Raw genomic sequence first — 17,431 nt, forward strand, 5'->3', positions numbered from 1 at the left:
GCGGTTTTGCAATCTTTTTTGCATGATGAGTAAACGATTACCCAACAAGGGATTACTCAATAAAGGAAGTGATCATATGAGCAAGCTGTTCTGTCCTTCGATGATGTGTGCCAGCTTTAAATCATTAGCGGAGGAAGTAGCCGCTTTGGATGAAGCCAATGTGGACATCTATCATATCGACATTATGGACGGTAAATTTGTCCCCAATTTCGGAATGGGACTGCAGGATTTGGAATGGATTCGCAGTCAGACCAAGAAACCGGTAGATGTTCACCTGATGATTGATCGCCCCGGTGATTACATTGATTTGTTCGCCGCCAAAGGAGCCGACATTATATATTTTCATCCCGAAGCTGACCAGCATCCGACACGGACCATCGATCGCATCAAAGCTCATAACGTAAAAGCAGGCATTGCCCTCAACCCGGGAACTTCGATTTCATCGGTGGATGCGCTTCTGAGTCTGGTCGATTATGTGCTGGTGATGACGGTAAATCCGGGCTTCGCCGGTCAGAAATATTTGCCATTCGTAAATGATAAAATTAAGGATTTGAATGAGCTAAGAACGAACAAAGGCCTTTCCTTTACCATGGTTGTCGATGGGGCCATCTCTGAGGAAAAAATCACTGAGCTGTCAGGCTATGGAGTCGAAGGATTTGTGCTCGGCACGTCCACACTGTTCGGGAAAAATGAATCCTACAAGCAAATTATTAGCAGATTAAAGAACGACTATGTTCAAGGGGGCATCCTATCATGAAAATTGCAATTGGAAGCGATCACGTCGCTGTAGAAATGAAATCCGTCATTTCTGCTTATCTCGAAGAGCTGGGGCATGAGGTGGTGGACTATGGGCCGCAAACCTCCGAACGCACCGACTATCCCAAGTACGGCAAGCTGGTGGCTGAAGCGGTGGCCGGCAAGCAGGCAGATGCGGGAATCCTGATTTGCGGGACAGGTGTGGGAATATCGATTTCTGCCAATAAAGTCAAAGGAATACGGGCTGTTGTATGCAGCGAGCCGTACTCGGCCAAGTTATCCAAAGAGCATAACAACACCAATATTCTGGCATTTGGGGCCCGTGTCGTGGGAAGCGAATTGGCTAAAATGATTGTGAAATCATGGCTGGACGCCGAATTCGAGGGAGGGCGGCACGCAGACCGCATCCATATGATTGCCGATATTGAACAGCAATACTTATGTTAATTTACAGTAACTACCAAACCACATACTGGAGGAGATTTTATGGCTAAGAGACTGATTGCCTGCACGAAGAGCGATATTTTGAATATGAACGCGGCGGAATTAAAAGAGTCCATTTTTGCATCAGAAGGACGGGTCGTTATGGGCCAGCATCTGGTCAAAATTAACACCGGACTGGTTGACGGGGTTACCAACGCGGAGATCCAGGCCGCTTTCGGGGCGGATATGGTCATGCTTAACGGGTTTGACATGGTGAATGAGCAGTCCAATATCGGACTCCGGGAAATGAAACACGGCAATATGGCGGATAAGCCGTACAGTCTGCAGCAAATCAAGGAGTGGGCAGGGGTTCCGCTCGGCATTTATTTCGAATGTCCAAGTCCGGATGCCAAAGTGGCCGGTGAAAAATATGTAGAAGCGAAAGAGGGCAGGGTTGCGTCCAAAGAAAATTTCCTGCGCGCGCTGGAGATTGGGGCAGACTTCATCGTGCTTGGCGGAAATCCGTCGGCTGGCACAACGTTCGAGAGAATCATCGCAGCCACGAAGCTGGCTAAAGAAACGCTGGGAGACCAAATGCTGATCTGTGCAGGCAAGTGGGAGGACGGCACGATTGAAAAGGTATTGGCAGATCCGCTAAGTGAACGGCCTTCCCATGAAATTATCAAGGACCTGATCGATGCAGGCGCGGATGTGATTACGCTGCCGGCGCCGGGCTCCAGACACGGGATTACAGTCGAGCATGTCAGAAGCTGTGTGGAATTTGTACATTCCTACAAACCGGGTACACTGGCGCTGTCCTTCCTGAACAGCTCGGTTGAAGGGGCGGACGTGCAGACGATTGCCATGATCGCTCTCATGATGAAGCAGACAGGCGCGGATATTCATGCCATCGGCGATGGCGGTTATGCAGGCACGCCGTTGCCGGAAAACGTGTATCAGCTCGCTTTATCGATCAAGGGAAGAAGACATACCATCAAGAGAATGGTAGGCCGAAGCCGGTAAGACTGGTTGCAAACGACTCTATATACTCAAATAGCTTTATAGGGTCGTTTTCCTATCCGTTTTGGAAGCGGTTACTTATAGCTGTATATTTGCATGCAGGCCAACAAAAAAGGGGTAGATCATCGTGAACAACGAGAAACTGGCAAAAGACATATTGGCTTCTGTCGGAGGAAAAGACAATGTTGCAAGCGTTGTCCATTGCGCAACGAGACTGCGCTTTAAATTGAAAGACGGCAAGGCGGCCGATAAAAAGAAAACCGCCAATCTTCCAGGTGTAATCACTGTTGTGGAGAGCGGCGGACAGTATCAGGTCGTGATCGGCAATACGGTGGGCGACGTCTACAAAGAAATTGTAAAAGCTGGCAGCTTCAGTGAAGATTCCGCTTCTGAAACCTCGTCTAATGAACAGGGCAACTGGTTCAACAAGGCTGTCGATATTATTTCCGGCATATTTACACCATTTCTGGGCGCATTGGCAGCTTCGGGTATTTTGAAGGGTCTGTTGCTGATGCTGACAACATTGGGCTGGCTCTCCAAGGAGAGCGGCACCTACATGATCTGGTATGCGGCGGCGGACAGTATCTTTTATTTCCTTCCCATGGCTATTGCCGTCACTTCCGCCCGCAAGTTCGGGGCCAATATATTTGTGGCACTGGCCGTTGCTGGGGCTCTGGTCTATCCAAACATCATTCAGCTTTATAACGACAAAGCAGACGTTTCCTTTTTCAATATTCCGGTCGTGCTGATGAGTTATACTTCCTCAGTCATTCCTGTCATTATTTCCGTGTGGCTGCTGTCCATACTGGAACGTTACTTGAACAAGGTCATTCACAGCAGTGTCCGCAACTTTCTTACACCTTTGTTTTGCCTTATGATCATCGTTCCCCTGACCCTTATCGTTGTGGGACCAGTTGGGATCTACGCCAGCTTGGGGTTGGCCAAGGGTTATACCGTTCTGTATAACCTGAGCCCAATTATTGCGGGGATTATTGCAGGTGCAGGCTGGCAGATGCTCATTATTTTTGGACTTCATTGGGCCTTTATCCCGATTATGTACAACAATATAGCAGTTTATGGCCAGGATACGCTCAAGCCGCTGTTTGCGCCTTCCAACTTTGCTCAAGCCGGGGCTGCGCTGGGTGTGTTCCTGAAAACAAAAAATCCTAAAATCAAAGCCATTGCCGGACCTGCGGCCGTCACCGGTTTGTTCGGCATTACGGAGCCGATTATTTACGGCATCAGCTTAAGATACAAAAAACCGTTTGTCTGGGCCGCCATCGGTGGGGCCATCGGCGGAGCAATTGCAGGCGGGGCCGGCTCTGTGGCTATTGCTCCCGGTATCCCCGGACTTGCGTCGCTGCCGATATTCTTCGGTCCAGGGTTTGCAGGTTTTATCGTTGCTATTATTATTGCTTACATCTTTTCTGCGGTAGGGACCTACTTCTTTGGGTTCCATGATTCCATGGAAAAAGAAATGGTCGCTACCATTGAAGAAAGACAGGAACAGCCTGCCGATGATAAAGCCGCAGCAGCAGTTGCCCGCACGGAGCAGGTTGCCAGCCCATTGTCGGGAAATGTCAAGCTGCTCTCTGAGGTGGCGGATGAAGCCTTTTCCAGCGAAGCGATGGGGAAAGGCATCGCCATCATTCCAGATGATGGCAAGCTTATCGCCCCATTTGCTGGAACGGTCGCGAATGCATTCCGCACAGGGCATGCGATCGGGCTGATTTCCGATCAGGGGACAGAGCTGCTGGTGCATATCGGACTGGATACCGTCAAATTGAAGGGGCAGCACTTCAAAATGCATATTGCAGAAGGCGACCGGATCGAGAAAGGACAGCTGTTGGTCGAGTTCGATATTCAGAAAATCAAGGAACTGGGTTATGACACCATCACACCTGTAATCGTTACCAATACCCCGGTTTATTCGGACATAAAAACCACCGGCTCGACTCAAGTAAAGGCGCTTGATCCATTAATCGACGTGATTTTGTAAAATAGATAAATACAATTGCTGGACGGAGGAGAGAGGCCATGATGCTGGAACAACTGAACAGGAAGAATAAACCCATCATAATCCATGATGTTTTGAGCGAAGCTTTTCGGCCATTCGGGAGGGTGTGGCTCAACATTGATGTCACTGAATTGATTGCCTGTGCGCAGGGGAAATTCCCCATCCCGCAAGAAGGCAACCAATATGTTCCATCCGATGCAGAGCTGGAGGCGTTCCCATCAGCCCACCGGATTAAAAATGAAATCTATGGCGGGATTCCCATCCAAATCGGATTTTGTGCCGGACGGAACGCGAAGCTCACAGGGATGGAGTATCATCAGGGGAGCGAGGTTGTCATTGCCGCAACCGATTGCGTTCATTTTCTCGGCCGGATGCAGGATATACAGAATAATAACTATTACGGCGGCAATGCTAGGGCTTTTTTCCAACCAAAGGGGTCCGTGATCGAGCTGTATTCCACAACTCTCCATTATGCGCCTTGTAAAGTGACAGAAGACGGTTACCTTACGCTCGTGGTACTTCCCCAAGGGACAAACGAGCCGCTGGATGCTTCCGGTTCCAAGAGAGAGAATGTGCTGCTGGCCAAAAAGAATAAATTCCTTATGGTGCATGAGACGCAGACCGAAAAAGTAGCCCAGGGCATACATCCCGGGTTGAAGGGAGAGCTTCGTGAGATCAGGACGCTGTAAGGCTCGTAAAATGGAAGGCTAAAATGTAAAAAATCATCCTTTATAAGACGACCGCTGAAATGGATGCGGCCGTCTTTTTTTGCGCAGAGAGATATAAGCTTGTCAGAAATTCTTTACGGACCGGACAAAGAGCTGTTACAATGGCAGATATATTGTCAACCTTTATACAATTATTTTGGTTGACAATATATCTGTTGAATTGAACAATTGAGAAACTTATTGATCTGGCGAACAGGAAAGGATGATATGGAATGGCTGTAGAAACAAGAATTGACTGGAACGATTTCGCAAAAAAGGCGCTGCTGGGGGAACGACTGTCACTTGAAGAAGGCCTTGCAGTGCTGGAAGCGGACGATGAGGAGATTTTAGGCATTTTACAGGCGGCCTTCACCGTTCGAAAGCATTATTTCGGCAAAAAGGTCAAATTGAACATGATCATTAACGCCAAAAGCGGCCATTGCCCTGAAGACTGCGGGTACTGCTCCCAATCCATCGTTTCGACGGCTCCCATCAAGAAGTATACGATGCTTGATAAAGAGACGCTGCTGGCAGGCGCGCGGGAGGCCATGAGCCGACAGGCCGGCACCTACTGTATTGTGGCGTCAGGCAAAGGCCCCACGGATAAAGAGTTGGATCAGGTGGTTGATGCCGTAAAAGAAATCCGTGATACGATGCCGCTTAAAATCTGTGCCTGTCTTGGTATATTAAAGGAGGGACAAGCCGCGAAGCTGGCCGAGGCTGGTATACACCGTTATAACCATAATTTGAATACGAGCAGAACGAACTATCCATCGATTACGACAACCCATACATACGATCAACGGGTGGAGACCGTGCAGCAGGTTAAACAGCATGGCATGTCTCCTTGCTCTGGCGCCATCATCGGCATGGGGGAGTCGGACCTGGAAATTGTGGAGCTGGCTTTTGCTTTGCGGGAGCTGGATGCGGATTCCATTCCGATTAACTTTTTGAATGCCATTCCAGGCACACCGCTTGAAAAGACGGACCGGACGCCGCCCTCAAAAGCGTTGAAGGTTATTGCGCTCTTCCGCTTCATTTGCCCGTCTAAAGAAATTCGCATCGCCGGAGGACGTGAAGTGAACCTGCGCTCGCTGCAGCCGTTATCGCTGTATGCCGCAAATTCGCTGTTTGTAGGCGATTATTTAACGACAGAAGGACAGGACGTATCTATGGATCATCAAATTATTGAGGATATGGGCTTTGAAATCGAAAAGTATGCACTATAATTAAAATTACATTTACTTGAAGAAGGTGAGACAAGATGATGAACCTGCTTCCCCTGATGCTGGAGCGGGTAGGGATTCTGTTGATCGTTGCCTTCTTATTGTCCCGTCTGAAATCGTTCCGGCATATCATCCACCGGCAGCATGTGCTCACAGATAAAATAAAGCTTATTTTTATTTTTGGCACATTCGCAGTGATCAGCAATTATACAGGGGTTGAAATCCAGGGAACGGGGCAGACGGGCACACAGGCCTGGCAGACGTGGATCAGTGTGGACAGTGCGATCGCCAATACGCGCATTATGGGCGTGGTTGTCGGCGGCCTGCTCGGCGGCCCCTTGGTTGGCACGGGTGTCGGAATCATTGCCGGTCTGCACCGCTTCACTCTGGGGGGATTTACAGCCTTTGCCTGCGGGATGTCCAGCATCCTGGCCGGGATTGTAACCGGATTCATAGGCAGACGCTTGCGAATTATGGACAAATCCGCCTTGTGGAAAACGGTCGTCATCGGCATCCTTATGGAATGTATCCAGATGGGGATTATTCTTGCTACAGCCCGCCCGTTTGCAGCGGCTCTGTCCCTCGTCAACATTATTGCCGTTCCGATGATTGTCATTAACGGCTTTGGTATGCTGCTGTTTATGCTGGTCATCCAATCTGTGCTGCAGGAAGAATCGCGCACACGGGCGCTGCAGACCCATCAGGTGTTCGAGATTGCGGATCAGACGCTGCCGTATTTCCGGCAGGGGCTCAATCCGCACTCCTGCCGGGAAGCAGCTGCTGTCATCCTGAGCAGGACGAACGCCGATGCCATCTCCATTACGAACGGTCACCAGGTTCTCGCTCATGTCGGGGAAGGCTCGGACCATCATGTTCCGCTTGAGCAGCTTTCCACCCGGTTAACCCGCAAAGTATTGTCGACAGGAAGCGTAATGAAGGCCTCATCCCGTGACGAAATCCAGTGCAGTCAGCCGGACTGCTGCCTGGAGGCCGCCATTGTTCTCCCGCTCAAAGTACATGAGAAAACGGTCGGGACTTTAAAGTTGTACTTCAAGAATCCCAGCCGATTGGACCAGGTTGAGCAGGAGGTGGCGGAAGGGCTCGGCAGATTGTTTTCAACCCAGTTGGAGCTGGCCGAAGCCGAGCAGCAGCGAAAACGGTTAAAGGATGCGGAGATCAAGGCGCTGCAGGCACAAATCCATCCGCATTTCCTGTTTAATGCGTTCAATACGGTGTCGGCCCTCTGCCGTACCGATCCGGAGAAGGCGCGAATGTTGCTTCTTCAGATGAGCTCGTTTTTTCGCAGCAATTTGCAGGGAGCGCAGCAGCTGTTAATCCCGCTGTACAAGGAGTTGGAAAATGTGAATGCTTATCTCGCCATTGAGCAGGCCCGCTTTCCCGGTAAATTTTCGCTGCAGACGAAGATCGATCCTTCGCTCAAAACAATCGGCGTGCCGCCCTTCCTGCTGCAGCCCTTGGTAGAGAATGCTTTGCGGTATGCATTTCCGTTCCATGAGGAGGGGGACAAAGGAGAAGTCACTCTAAGCGTATTCCGGGAAGATGAGTACATGGTGCTCATGACCGAAGATAACGGACAGGGCATTGAGCCTGAGCTGCTGCAGCAGCTCGGAAAGCGGGAGATTCAATCCGCCAGGGGAACGGGAACCGCTCTTTACAATATCAGCAAACGGATTGAGGAGATGTTCGGGCCTGAAGCTGATTTCCGCATACATAGCAAGCCAGGCTTAGGGACAGCCATTACCATCCGGCTGCCGATCCAACATTCGCAAGGGAGGGATTTATATGCTTAAAGCAGTTATCGTGGATGACGAGCCGCTCGCTCGGGACGAACTGGGGTACCTGCTTCGCCGGACCGGACGCGTGCAAGTCGTTGGGGTGGCGGATCGGCTTGAACAGGCTGTCGAGCAAATCCGCAGCTCCTGTCCGGATGTTGTATTTCTGGATATCCAGCTTGATCATGAAAGCGGGCTGGAAATCGCGCGGGGACTGATGACAAAAAATGAGGAGCATCTGCCGGTTATCGTGTTTGCCACCGCCTATGACGAATATGCTTTGCAGGCCTTTGATCTCAATGCCGCGGATTATATCTTAAAGCCATTTGAAGAAGAGCGGGTCAGGCAAATGGTGGAGAAAATTACGGCAATGGCCGGTATCCGCCGGCAGCCTGCGGACGCTGATTTGGTGGATGCCGCCAGATACGCAGAGCGAAAGGAGAGGCTTGCCATTACGGTGGATGAGCGGATTTTGCTTCTTCCAGTCGGTCAGATTTTATATATGGCTTACGAGGACGGCAAGACCATCATTACGACGGAAAATCAGGTTTATCGGGTAAACGAGCCGTTAACCTCACTGGAGCGGCGGGTCGGAAATACAGCTATCGTGAGGGTGCACCGCGCTTATCTGGTGAATCTGGACAGCATCACCGAAATCGAGCCCTGGTTTCACTCCACCTGCAACCTGATTTTAATAAACGGCTCCCGTGTGCCTGTGAGCAGAACGTATATGAAAGAATTGAAACAATTGCTCGGCTTTTGAGAAGCCTGTGCACTTCAGGCCGGAATTTATGCAGGTCAGACTCAGAGGCGTGCGTTGCAGCTTGAAAATGCTCTGCCTTCATTTTCATCTCCTATAATGGGGGCTATGAAGAAGCAGAGGAGTGCAGATTTATGAATGCGATTACAATAGTAATTGGATCGATTTGTATTTTGATGATAGCCTATCGGCTGTATGGCACTTTTATGGCTGCCAAAGTATTGAAGCTCGATGATGCCAAGGAGACGCCGGCCCATGCGTTAAATGACGGGCAGGATTATGTGCCGACCAACAAATGGGTGACCTTTGGTCATCATTTTGCCGCCATTGCGGCAGCCGGGCCGCTGGTCGGGCCTATTTTGGCCGCCCAGTTCGGCTATCTGCCCGGGCTGCTCTGGCTGCTGATCGGGGCCGTTATTGGCGGTGCTGTACACGACATCGTCGTATTGTTTGCCTCCATGCGCAAGCAGGGAAAATCGCTCTCCGAAGTAGCCAAGGATGAGCTGGGGCCGGTTACTGGCTTCTGCACGGGACTCGCCATGCTGTTCATTATCACGATTACGATGGCCGGATTATCCATGGTTGTCCTCCATGCGCTGGAAAACAACCCTTGGGGCACGTTCGCTGTCGCCATAACGATTCCGATCGCGATGGGCGTCGGTCTATTCTACAAGAAGACCGGAAATCTCAAGCTGGCCTCAACACTCGGTTTTATTTTGCTGATGATCGGCGTATTCGCCGGGCCCAGTATTCAGGGGACGGTACTCGGCGAATGGCTCACGCTGGATACACGAACGCTCGGCTTTATGCTTCCCACCTATGCCTTCTTTGCGGCTGCGCTGCCGGTCTGGCTGCTGCTTGCGCCACGGGATTATTTAAGCAGCTTTATGAAAATCGGCGTATTCATCGCGCTCATTATCGGTGTCTTTATTATTAATCCGGACATCCAATTCCCTGCCTTCACTTCCTTTGTAGGAGGAGGGGGGCCAGTCATTGCCGGGCCGGTCTGGCCGTTTATCTCCATCACGATTGCCTGCGGCGCGATATCCGGCTTTCATGCCTTCGTCGGTTCCGGCACCACGCCGAAAATGATCAACCGCTGGAGCGATATCAAAGCGGTCGGCTTCGGTGCGATGCTCGTGGAGTGTCTGGTTGGCATTATGGCGCTCATCGCCGCGGCGGCGCTGCAGCCTGCTGATTATTTTGCCATTAACTCGACACCGCAAGTGTTTCAGACCCTCGGCATGAATGTCGTCAATCTGCCGCAGCTGGCGCAGGAGATCGGTCTGGATCTGGAGGGCAGAACAGGCGGGGCCGTAACGCTTGCGGTCGGCATGACGTATATTTTCACCAGCATTCCCTGGTTCCATGGACTTGCGCCGTACTTTTTCCAATTTGTCATTATGTTCGAAGCTGTGTTTATTCTGACCGCCATTGATGCGGGAACACGGGTGGCTCGTTATTTGATCCAGGACTTTTTCGGAGAAGTATACAAACCGCTGAAAAAGGTCGACTGGCTGCCGGGTTCCATCTTTGCCAGCGCTTTGGCCTGCTTCATGTGGGGGTATCTGCTTTTGTCCGGAGACATCAGCTCCGTATGGGCGTTGTTCGGTGTATCGAACCAACTGATGGCTTCCATTGGGCTCATTGTCGGCGCTACTGTCATTTTGAAAATAGCGGATAAACGCTGGTACGCACTTACCTGCTTCATCCCGCTCGTTTATTTATTCGTGACCGTCAATTACGCAGGCTGCTGGATGATCGCCAATGTCTATCTGAATGAAGGCAATAAGGGGTATAACGTCCTCAATGGTATCCTGTCCATCATCATGCTTGTACTGGGAGTCGTCATTTTTGTTACGGCGATCAAAAAATGGTGGGGACTATGGAGTCAGCCGCGCCATCCGATGGGGACTGAATTAAATATGAGCTGAGGAGGGAATTTATTTGGACAACAAGCGAATGACATACAGCGAAGCTGCCAAAACGGAAACTTTCCGCAATCTGATGGCGAAGAAGAAAAGGTTCATTATTCCGCTGTCCGTGTTTTTTCTGGCGTTTTACTTTACTCTTCCGATTTTGACGTCCTACTCCGATGTATTGAATCAACCTGCTTTCGGCTCGGTTACCTGGGCATGGGTTTTTGCCTTCGCGCAGTTCATCATGACCTGGGTGCTGTGTTATCTATATACCAGACAGTCGGTCAAGTTTGATGCCATGTGCAATGAGCTTAGGGCGCAAACAGCTCAAAAAGATGAGGGGGCGCGTCCATTATGAATACGGCATTTATCCTGTTCCTAGTGATCGTACTCGGCACCCTCGTGATTACCTATTATGCCTCCAAAAAAACAAAAACAGCCAGCGAGTTTTATACCGCCGGCGGCGGATTGACCGGCTGGCAGAACGGGCTGGCCATCGCCGGCGATTACATGTCAGCCGCTTCCTTCCTGGGCATTGCGGGCATGATTGCACTGTTTGGGTTTGACGGATTTTTCTACAGCATCGGCTTCCTTGTCGCTTATCTGGTCGTGTTGTACATCATCGCGGAGCCCTTGCGCAATCTGGGTAAATATACGATGGCTGACATGATTGCCGCCCGCTTCAATACGAAGAAGATCCGAGGCGTCGCCGCCCTGAACTCCATCGTCATCTCCATTTTCTACATGATCGCCCAACTGGTCGGCGCAGGAGCTTTGATCCAGCTTTTGATCCCGGGACTTGATTATACGATGTCCGTGCTCATTGTTGGGGTTTTGATGACCATTTATGTCGTGTTTGGCGGCATGACGGCGACAAGCTGGGTGCAAATCATCAAATGTGTGCTCCTCATGGCAGGTACTTTCATCATTTCACTGATCGTCTTCGCCAGGTTTGATTACAATATCGGGCAAATGTTTCATGACATGCGGACATCCACACCGCTTCAGGAAGCCTTTCTCCACCCTGGCAATAAATTTGCCAACGGACTGGACACGATTTCGCTGAATCTGGCACTGGTGCTGGGAACCGCAGGGCTTCCGCATATTTTGATCCGCTTTTTTACCGTTAAAGATGCGCCCACGGCGAGAAAATCCGTCGTTGTCGCCACATGGATCATAGGAGTGTTTTACGTGTTGACGCTGTTTCTCGGGTTCGGTGCTGCTGCTTTCGTAGGGGAAAGCGCCATCGTGGAAGCCAACGCCGCAGGCAATATGGCCGCACCGCTCCTGGCCAAAGCCCTCGGCGGGGAATTCCTGTTTGCCTTTGTGTCTGCCGTTGCGTTCGCCACCATTCTGGCTGTCGTCGCCGGTTTGGTACTGTCCGGGGCGTCTGCCTTCGCGCATGATTTTTACGCGCATATTATCCGGAAGGGCGCAGCAGAGGAAAAGGAGCAGGTAAGAGCAGCTAAGCTGGCTTCCGTCGGAGTCGCTATAATCTCCATTTTATTAGCGCTGTTTGCGCAAAAGCTCAACGTCGCTTTTCTCGTATCGCTTGCCTTTGCCGTTGCCGCCAGCGCAAACCTGCCTGTGCTTGTCTTCACCGTATTCTGGAGACGTTTTAACACCGCAGGAGCGGTTACAGGCATGCTGGTTGGTCTATTAAGCGCGATCATTCTGGTCATGATCAGTCCCAACGTGTGGGACCCGGTTGCTGGCAAAGCGATTCTAGTAGGCACTCCGCTAATCCCACTTACTAACCCGGGCATTATTTCGATCCCGCTGGGATTTTTGGGCGCATTTCTGGGAACGTATTTCTCCTCCGCGCGTGATGACGCGAAATTCGACGAAATTCTCGTAAAGGCGAACACCGGGATTCAGGATCTGCGTTCATAAGCTTGAAAATATGATCTTCGCAATACCACAATACCTCTACCTATAGAGGACTGAAGCACCTGATATAAGTGAAATTTGCTAAAGCGTTGCCATAGCGGTGACGCTTTCTCTTTTTCGCTTTCTAGGGGAAGTTCAGTGCCAAAGCAAAGGAATCACTTGCAAAAAAATATCATGCATTATATTATTGATTCATCAACATTTGATATATCAATAAATGATCCATCAAATATTGATGAATCAATCGTTTAACTTTTAAAAAAAGAGATGGAAGGCTGATTACACATGATAACAGAAAATAAAAAACAAGAAATTTTAAAAGCTTACCAGTTCAGACATGCTTGTAAGGTATTTGATACCAGCAAAAAGATCTCAGATGATGATTTTCATTTTATTTTGGAAACCGGAAGATTATCGCCAAGCTCTTTTGGTTTAGAGCCTTGGAAGTTTGTTGTAATTCAGGAGGCTGCGCTTCGTGAAAAATTAAGACCAGTATGTGGTGGTGCTCAAGGACAACTGCCCACTGCGAGCCATTTCGTAATAATTTTGGCCAGAAGAAGAGGAGGACTACGGTCTGATTCGGATCACGTTATAAAGATGATGAAAGACATCCAACATATGCCTGAAGAAGTTGTACAGTTTGCCTCCAGAATCTATAAATCCTTTATCGAAACAGAACTCGAAGATAATGACCGACTCATTTTTGAATGGGCATGTAAACAAACATATATAGCATTGGGAAATATGATGACAGCCGCGGCTCAAATTGGTATTGATTCTTGTCCGATCGAAGGTTTTGATCAAAAGCAGGTGACCTCTATCTTACAACAGGAAGGTATCATTAACAGCAACGAATTCGGCGTAGCTTGTATGGCCGCTTTCGGATATCGCCAAGATGATCCCAAACGTCCAAAAGCAAGACAACATCTCGAAGATATTGTGGTGTGGCGATAAACATAAGATGATATTTGGCAATACACATTAAAAATAGAAAAAAGGAGAATGAAAAATGACAAAGACAGCGTTAGTAACTGGTGCGAATAAAGGTATTGGATTTGAGATTGCGAAGCAGTTGTTAGAAGTGGGGTATCGTGTTTTAGTTGGGGCACGTGATCAGAAGCGAGGAGAAACGGCAGTAACTGCCCTCCGAAAATTTGGTGATGCAGAGTTGGTGCTATTGGACATTGCTGACCTGGAGAGTATTGATCATGCAGTGACAACAATTAAGCAGAATTACCCTGATTTGACGCTCTTGGTTAACAATGCGGGTATTCCAGGTGATATGCATAAACCTGGATGGGAGTTTACGGTTGAAGAGCTACAGGCAACCCATCAAGTTGACTTTATAGGTCCTTTTGCACTTTCAAAAGGCTTGCTGCCACTATTGATCGCCAATCATGGCACTATTGAAAATATCAGCATACCTATTGAGCCACTACCTTTCTTCAATGCGTTTGCCTACCAAACAGCCAAAGCACCTTTGAATGTTATGACAAAGTCTTGGGCAATGAGTTTTGAGCAGCAGAATATACCTGTGGAGATTTTTGCGGTGATGCCAGGGGCGGTTTCGACGGATTTGAATGGGCATATAACCGGAGATTTTGTAAAAACACCTGCTCAGGCTGCGGAGTTGATCGTGAGCTTTGTTTTGGATGATGAAAATCATAATGGACAAGTGATTAATTACGACGGCACTCTAGCAAAATACTGATTTGAATAAAAAGATTTATGCACAACATCTGATCTGCTTCCGCGTCCAAAAAGATCACTTGTAAAAACGGATATATAGTTGTATATTTGTTGCTGATATCAATTGTTGATGCATCAATAATCACGCAACAGGAAAGATGGGATGGTTTTGAGAACACGTTCTTCACAAGAAGCTGAGATTTTTCTTCAACTGTATTGGGTAAACAAAATGATTAGCACGAAGTTTGAAGCAAGCACGGGTATCAGCCAATCACGATTGGAAATACTCTCAGTGCTCTATCAAGTTGACGAGATCAGTCAAAGTGACCTTCAAAAAAAGATGAATATCGATAGTGCGGCCATCACAAGACATGTCAAACAGCTTGAAGCCAACGGTATGGTATTAAGAAGAAGGAAGTCTGAGGACAACCGTATAATACTTGTTTGCTTAACCAATCATGGCCGTGAACAGATCGAATCTTCCCTGGAAGTAAAAGAGCATTTTATGAAGAAAGTGCTCGCCAATGTCAGCGCAGAAGAACGCCTGGTGCTTGAGAATGTGCTGTCTCAAATGCAGGAAAATTTGGATCATTATTAAATGTATGTCTTGACCTCTCGCCAATGGCTTGCTTGAGTTTGAATACACGCTCTAGTAAAGCAAAGGCTCTTGTTTAAAGCAGTTACATGCTGCTTATGTTCTTTAAGAATATAGTGTTGAGGACGTAGCCCAAGCGAAGGTGAGGGAGCGTCCTTTTTTAATAAAGTAAGAGGCAGAGTTTAGTTCCAATTTACTTCACAGCTGAACGAGCATATACAGGAATCAGGAGGAACCGATCCGATCGGCTCCGCAGACCGAAGCCGTTTTTTCTATATTTTTTACCTGAGTTTTCGAAAAAAGCCGAAGATAAGAAACGGACTCAGAATTGTATACGTAGAAATAAAAAATGAAATATAAATTTCTTTAGATAATCTTTAGATTCAATTTATACAATATTAAGAGTGGATCCTTATAATTTTTTCATGGTGGAGAAACCAGCTGAAAAAACAATAACCGGGATGATATAACTTACCTTAATGAAAGTGGGGAATTATGAAATATCGTATCCTGATCGCAGATGATGAGCCGGAGATTGCGGAGCTGCTGCAATTATATCTTGAAAAGGATTATGAGGTAACCTGTGCGGTGCATGGGCAAATGGCATGGGACATTATTCAGCGCGAGCGTATTGATTTGGCCATCCTTGACATCATGATGCCGGGAATTGACGGGCTGCAGCTGCTGAAGAAAATACGCAAGTCCCACCTGATGCCGGTGCTTTTTTTATCAGCCAGAAACCAGGCGACTGACAAAATTCTCGGCCTTAATCTGGGCGCTGACGATTACATAGCGAAGCCCTTTAATCCTCTGGAAATTGTGGCCCGTGTGGAAGCCTTGCTCAGGCGGGCTTACAGCTTTGAAACGGCATCCAATTCTGTAGGAGAAAATAGGCAGCTGGTTCTGGGCGAGCTCGCCTTGGATCAAAACCAGTGCATTCTCTTTCAGCGGGGAGAACCTGTAGCTCTTACATACACAGAGTATAAAATAATGGAACTGCTAATGTCTGCGCCTGGCCGTGTTTTTACCCGGAAACGTATATATGAAACCGTATGGGGGGACTATTATGCATACGAAGATAGCACCATCATGGTACATATCAGCAATATCCGCGAGAAGATTGAACAGGATTCAAGAAAGCCGCAATATTTAAAAACGATAAGAGGATTGGGATATAAAATTGAAGCGCCTATGGAAATTTAGAAATAATCGGAAGCTGCAGTCCTCTCTGGTCATTGATTTTTTGTTGTTTATTCTGTTCTTTATATTGCTGATTATTGTTTTACGCTTCACGGTCCCGCTCGGTATTAATTACATTGTCTCAAAAGAGAGGGATACCGACCTCGGGCTCGATGCTGTTGCGGCACATGACTATATAGCAGACTGGAAACAGGGGGGAGGTCTCGAGCTGGACAGGCTTCAACAAAGCGGGGGCTGGCTTGAGCTTCTTGATGCGAACAGACAGGTAGAGCAAGTAGTGGGGAACAAAAAAGACTCCCTGTATAAATATTCAGAAGCTGAACTCTATGATATGCTGGCAAATGATTCTGATCAGACCTACTACTGTTCTATAACTGCCGTCAATGATCCGGAGGAAACGATCAAATATTTAATCGTCAAGATCCCACGTGAACTGATCAGCATCTCCGTTGTTGATGACCCGTCCATAAGCCGGATCGTATCACTTCTCCTTTTTATTGCCATCAGTTCAATCTTGCTTCTGGTCTTCGTATACAGCTACTGGATTGCGCGCCGAATCAAGAAACCGTTGGCATCGATTCTGGACGGACTTCATGAAATGATTGCCGGCAACTATAATACAAGGCTGTCTATTTCCGCCGAAAAAGAATTCAATCTTATCGGGGAAACGTTCAATTATATGGCGGATGTCATCGAGAGAGCCACTTATGAGAAGCGTATTGCCCAGGAAAGCAAGCAGCGGTTGATGATGGATTTGTCCCATGATCTCAAAACCCCGATTACAAGCATTCACGGATATGCACAGGCACTGGTGGAAGGGAGAGTGGAAGACAGGGGGCGGCAAAATAAATATTTGTTCTACATTTATAACAAGTCCACCCAGATGACAAGACTGATACAGAATATGCTGGAGCTATTCAAGGTGGATGCGCTTGATTTCACGCCTCATGTGGAGCGAAAAGAAATCGGTGAGTTTTTGCGGGAACGTATTGCCGATGTCTATGATGATGTGGAGCGAAATGGTTTGCTGCTGGATTTTTCCGTCCCCGACCATGATGTGTATGCCCAATACGATCCGGAGCTGCTGGGCCGGGTGATCCAAAATCTGATCGCCAATGCTTTGTTATACAATCCGGCAGGTACTCATATACGGGTTGAACTGGTTGAACATGACGAGGAAGTGCGTATCGAAATTGCCGATACCGGTATCGGCATTCCGAAGGAGCTGTGGGCCACGATTTTTGATCCGTTCGTCCGTGGTGACCAAGCCCGCACCCATACAGGCGGCACTGGACTAGGCCTTGCGATTGCACTCAAGAATACAGAAAAGATGGGCGGCACACTCACCTTGCGCTCCGAGAATGAAGAATTATCCATATTTACGATACATCTAAAAAAATAAGAGTGGATTTAAGAATGGGTTTATTGGAGGGAAA

The 17,431-nt window shown here is 48.4% G+C and carries 16 protein-coding genes; all 16 read left to right on the forward strand.

Going from position 1 to position 17,431, the window contains the following annotated elements; genetic code table 11:
* The first annotated feature begins 76 nt into the window (after window positions 1–76).
* The 16 genes from rpe to ACI1P2_RS05550 all read left to right on the forward strand — a co-directional run bounded on the left by rpe (window position 77) and on the right by ACI1P2_RS05550 (window position 17,397).
* Window positions 77–757, forward strand: coding sequence for a ribulose-phosphate 3-epimerase (gene rpe, locus ACI1P2_RS05475; RefSeq protein WP_355317614.1), 681 nt, complete (start codon window positions 77–79; stop codon window positions 755–757).
* Window positions 754–1,203 carry a ribose 5-phosphate isomerase B gene (gene rpiB, locus ACI1P2_RS05480; protein ID WP_355317615.1) on the forward strand — a complete coding sequence of 150 codons (450 nt, stop codon included), beginning with the start codon at window positions 754–756 and terminating at the stop codon, window positions 1,201–1,203. Before rpe ends, rpiB begins: the two co-directional genes overlap by 4 nt.
* A gap of 39 nt (window positions 1,204–1,242) precedes the next feature.
* On the forward strand, window positions 1,243–2,202 hold the full coding sequence (locus ACI1P2_RS05485; RefSeq protein WP_355317617.1) for a DUF7916 family protein: 960 nt from the start codon (window positions 1,243–1,245) through the stop codon (window positions 2,200–2,202).
* 124 nt (window positions 2,203–2,326) lie between these two features.
* Window positions 2,327–4,198, forward strand: a complete 1,872-nt coding sequence (locus ACI1P2_RS05490) for a beta-glucoside-specific PTS transporter subunit IIABC (RefSeq protein ID WP_355317619.1) — start codon at window positions 2,327–2,329, stop codon at window positions 4,196–4,198.
* A 38-nt stretch (window positions 4,199–4,236) separates the two neighbouring features.
* Window positions 4,237–4,905, forward strand: coding sequence for a DUF4867 family protein (locus ACI1P2_RS05495; RefSeq protein WP_355317621.1), 669 nt, complete (start codon window positions 4,237–4,239; stop codon window positions 4,903–4,905).
* A gap of 251 nt (window positions 4,906–5,156) precedes the next feature.
* On the forward strand, window positions 5,157–6,152 hold the full coding sequence (bioB, locus tag ACI1P2_RS05500) for a biotin synthase BioB (protein WP_355317622.1): 996 nt from the start codon (window positions 5,157–5,159) through the stop codon (window positions 6,150–6,152).
* A gap of 35 nt (window positions 6,153–6,187) precedes the next feature.
* Window positions 6,188–7,960: a sensor histidine kinase gene (locus tag ACI1P2_RS05505; RefSeq protein WP_355317624.1), complete on the forward strand. Its 1,773-nt coding sequence runs from the start codon at window positions 6,188–6,190 to the stop codon at window positions 7,958–7,960.
* Window positions 7,953–8,705 carry a LytR/AlgR family response regulator transcription factor gene (locus ACI1P2_RS05510; RefSeq protein WP_355317626.1) on the forward strand — a complete coding sequence of 251 codons (753 nt, stop codon included), beginning with the start codon at window positions 7,953–7,955 and terminating at the stop codon, window positions 8,703–8,705. The genes ACI1P2_RS05505 and ACI1P2_RS05510 overlap by 8 nt, the downstream gene beginning before the upstream one ends.
* 131 nt (window positions 8,706–8,836) lie before the next feature.
* Window positions 8,837–10,636, forward strand: a complete 1,800-nt coding sequence (cstA, locus tag ACI1P2_RS05515; RefSeq protein ID WP_355317627.1) for a carbon starvation protein CstA — start codon at window positions 8,837–8,839, stop codon at window positions 10,634–10,636.
* Between the two features lie 28 nt (window positions 10,637–10,664).
* Window positions 10,665–10,979, forward strand: a complete 315-nt coding sequence (locus ACI1P2_RS05520; RefSeq protein ID WP_355317950.1) for a DUF485 domain-containing protein — start codon at window positions 10,665–10,667, stop codon at window positions 10,977–10,979.
* Window positions 10,976–12,514, forward strand: a complete 1,539-nt coding sequence (locus ACI1P2_RS05525; protein ID WP_355317629.1) for a solute symporter family protein — start codon at window positions 10,976–10,978, stop codon at window positions 12,512–12,514. The genes ACI1P2_RS05520 and ACI1P2_RS05525 overlap by 4 nt, the downstream gene beginning before the upstream one ends.
* A gap of 282 nt (window positions 12,515–12,796) precedes the next feature.
* A complete protein-coding gene (locus ACI1P2_RS05530) occupies window positions 12,797–13,465 on the forward strand; it encodes an NAD(P)H-dependent oxidoreductase (protein WP_355317631.1) in 669 nt (222 codons plus the stop codon).
* 55 nt (window positions 13,466–13,520) lie between these two features.
* A complete protein-coding gene (locus ACI1P2_RS05535; RefSeq protein WP_355317633.1) occupies window positions 13,521–14,222 on the forward strand; it encodes an SDR family NAD(P)-dependent oxidoreductase in 702 nt (233 codons plus the stop codon).
* Between the two features lie 147 nt (window positions 14,223–14,369).
* Complete coding sequence (locus ACI1P2_RS05540; RefSeq protein ID WP_355317952.1) at window positions 14,370–14,798, forward strand: MarR family winged helix-turn-helix transcriptional regulator; 429 nt, start codon at window positions 14,370–14,372, stop codon at window positions 14,796–14,798.
* A gap of 492 nt (window positions 14,799–15,290) precedes the next feature.
* Entirely contained in the window at window positions 15,291–15,998 is a 708-nt protein-coding gene (locus ACI1P2_RS05545) for a response regulator transcription factor (RefSeq protein WP_355317635.1), read from the forward strand.
* Window positions 15,999–16,041: 43 nt separating this feature from the next.
* The gene (locus tag ACI1P2_RS05550; RefSeq protein ID WP_355317636.1) at window positions 16,042–17,397 is read left to right on the forward strand and encodes a sensor histidine kinase; all 1,356 of its coding nucleotides are present in this window, start codon (window positions 16,042–16,044) and stop codon (window positions 17,395–17,397) included.
* Window positions 17,398–17,431: the final 34 nt, after the last annotated feature.

It is taken from the genome of Paenibacillus jiangxiensis (assembly GCF_046098255.1).
In the GTDB taxonomy this organism is placed as follows: domain Bacteria; phylum Bacillota; class Bacilli; order Paenibacillales; family Paenibacillaceae; genus Paenibacillus; species Paenibacillus jiagnxiensis.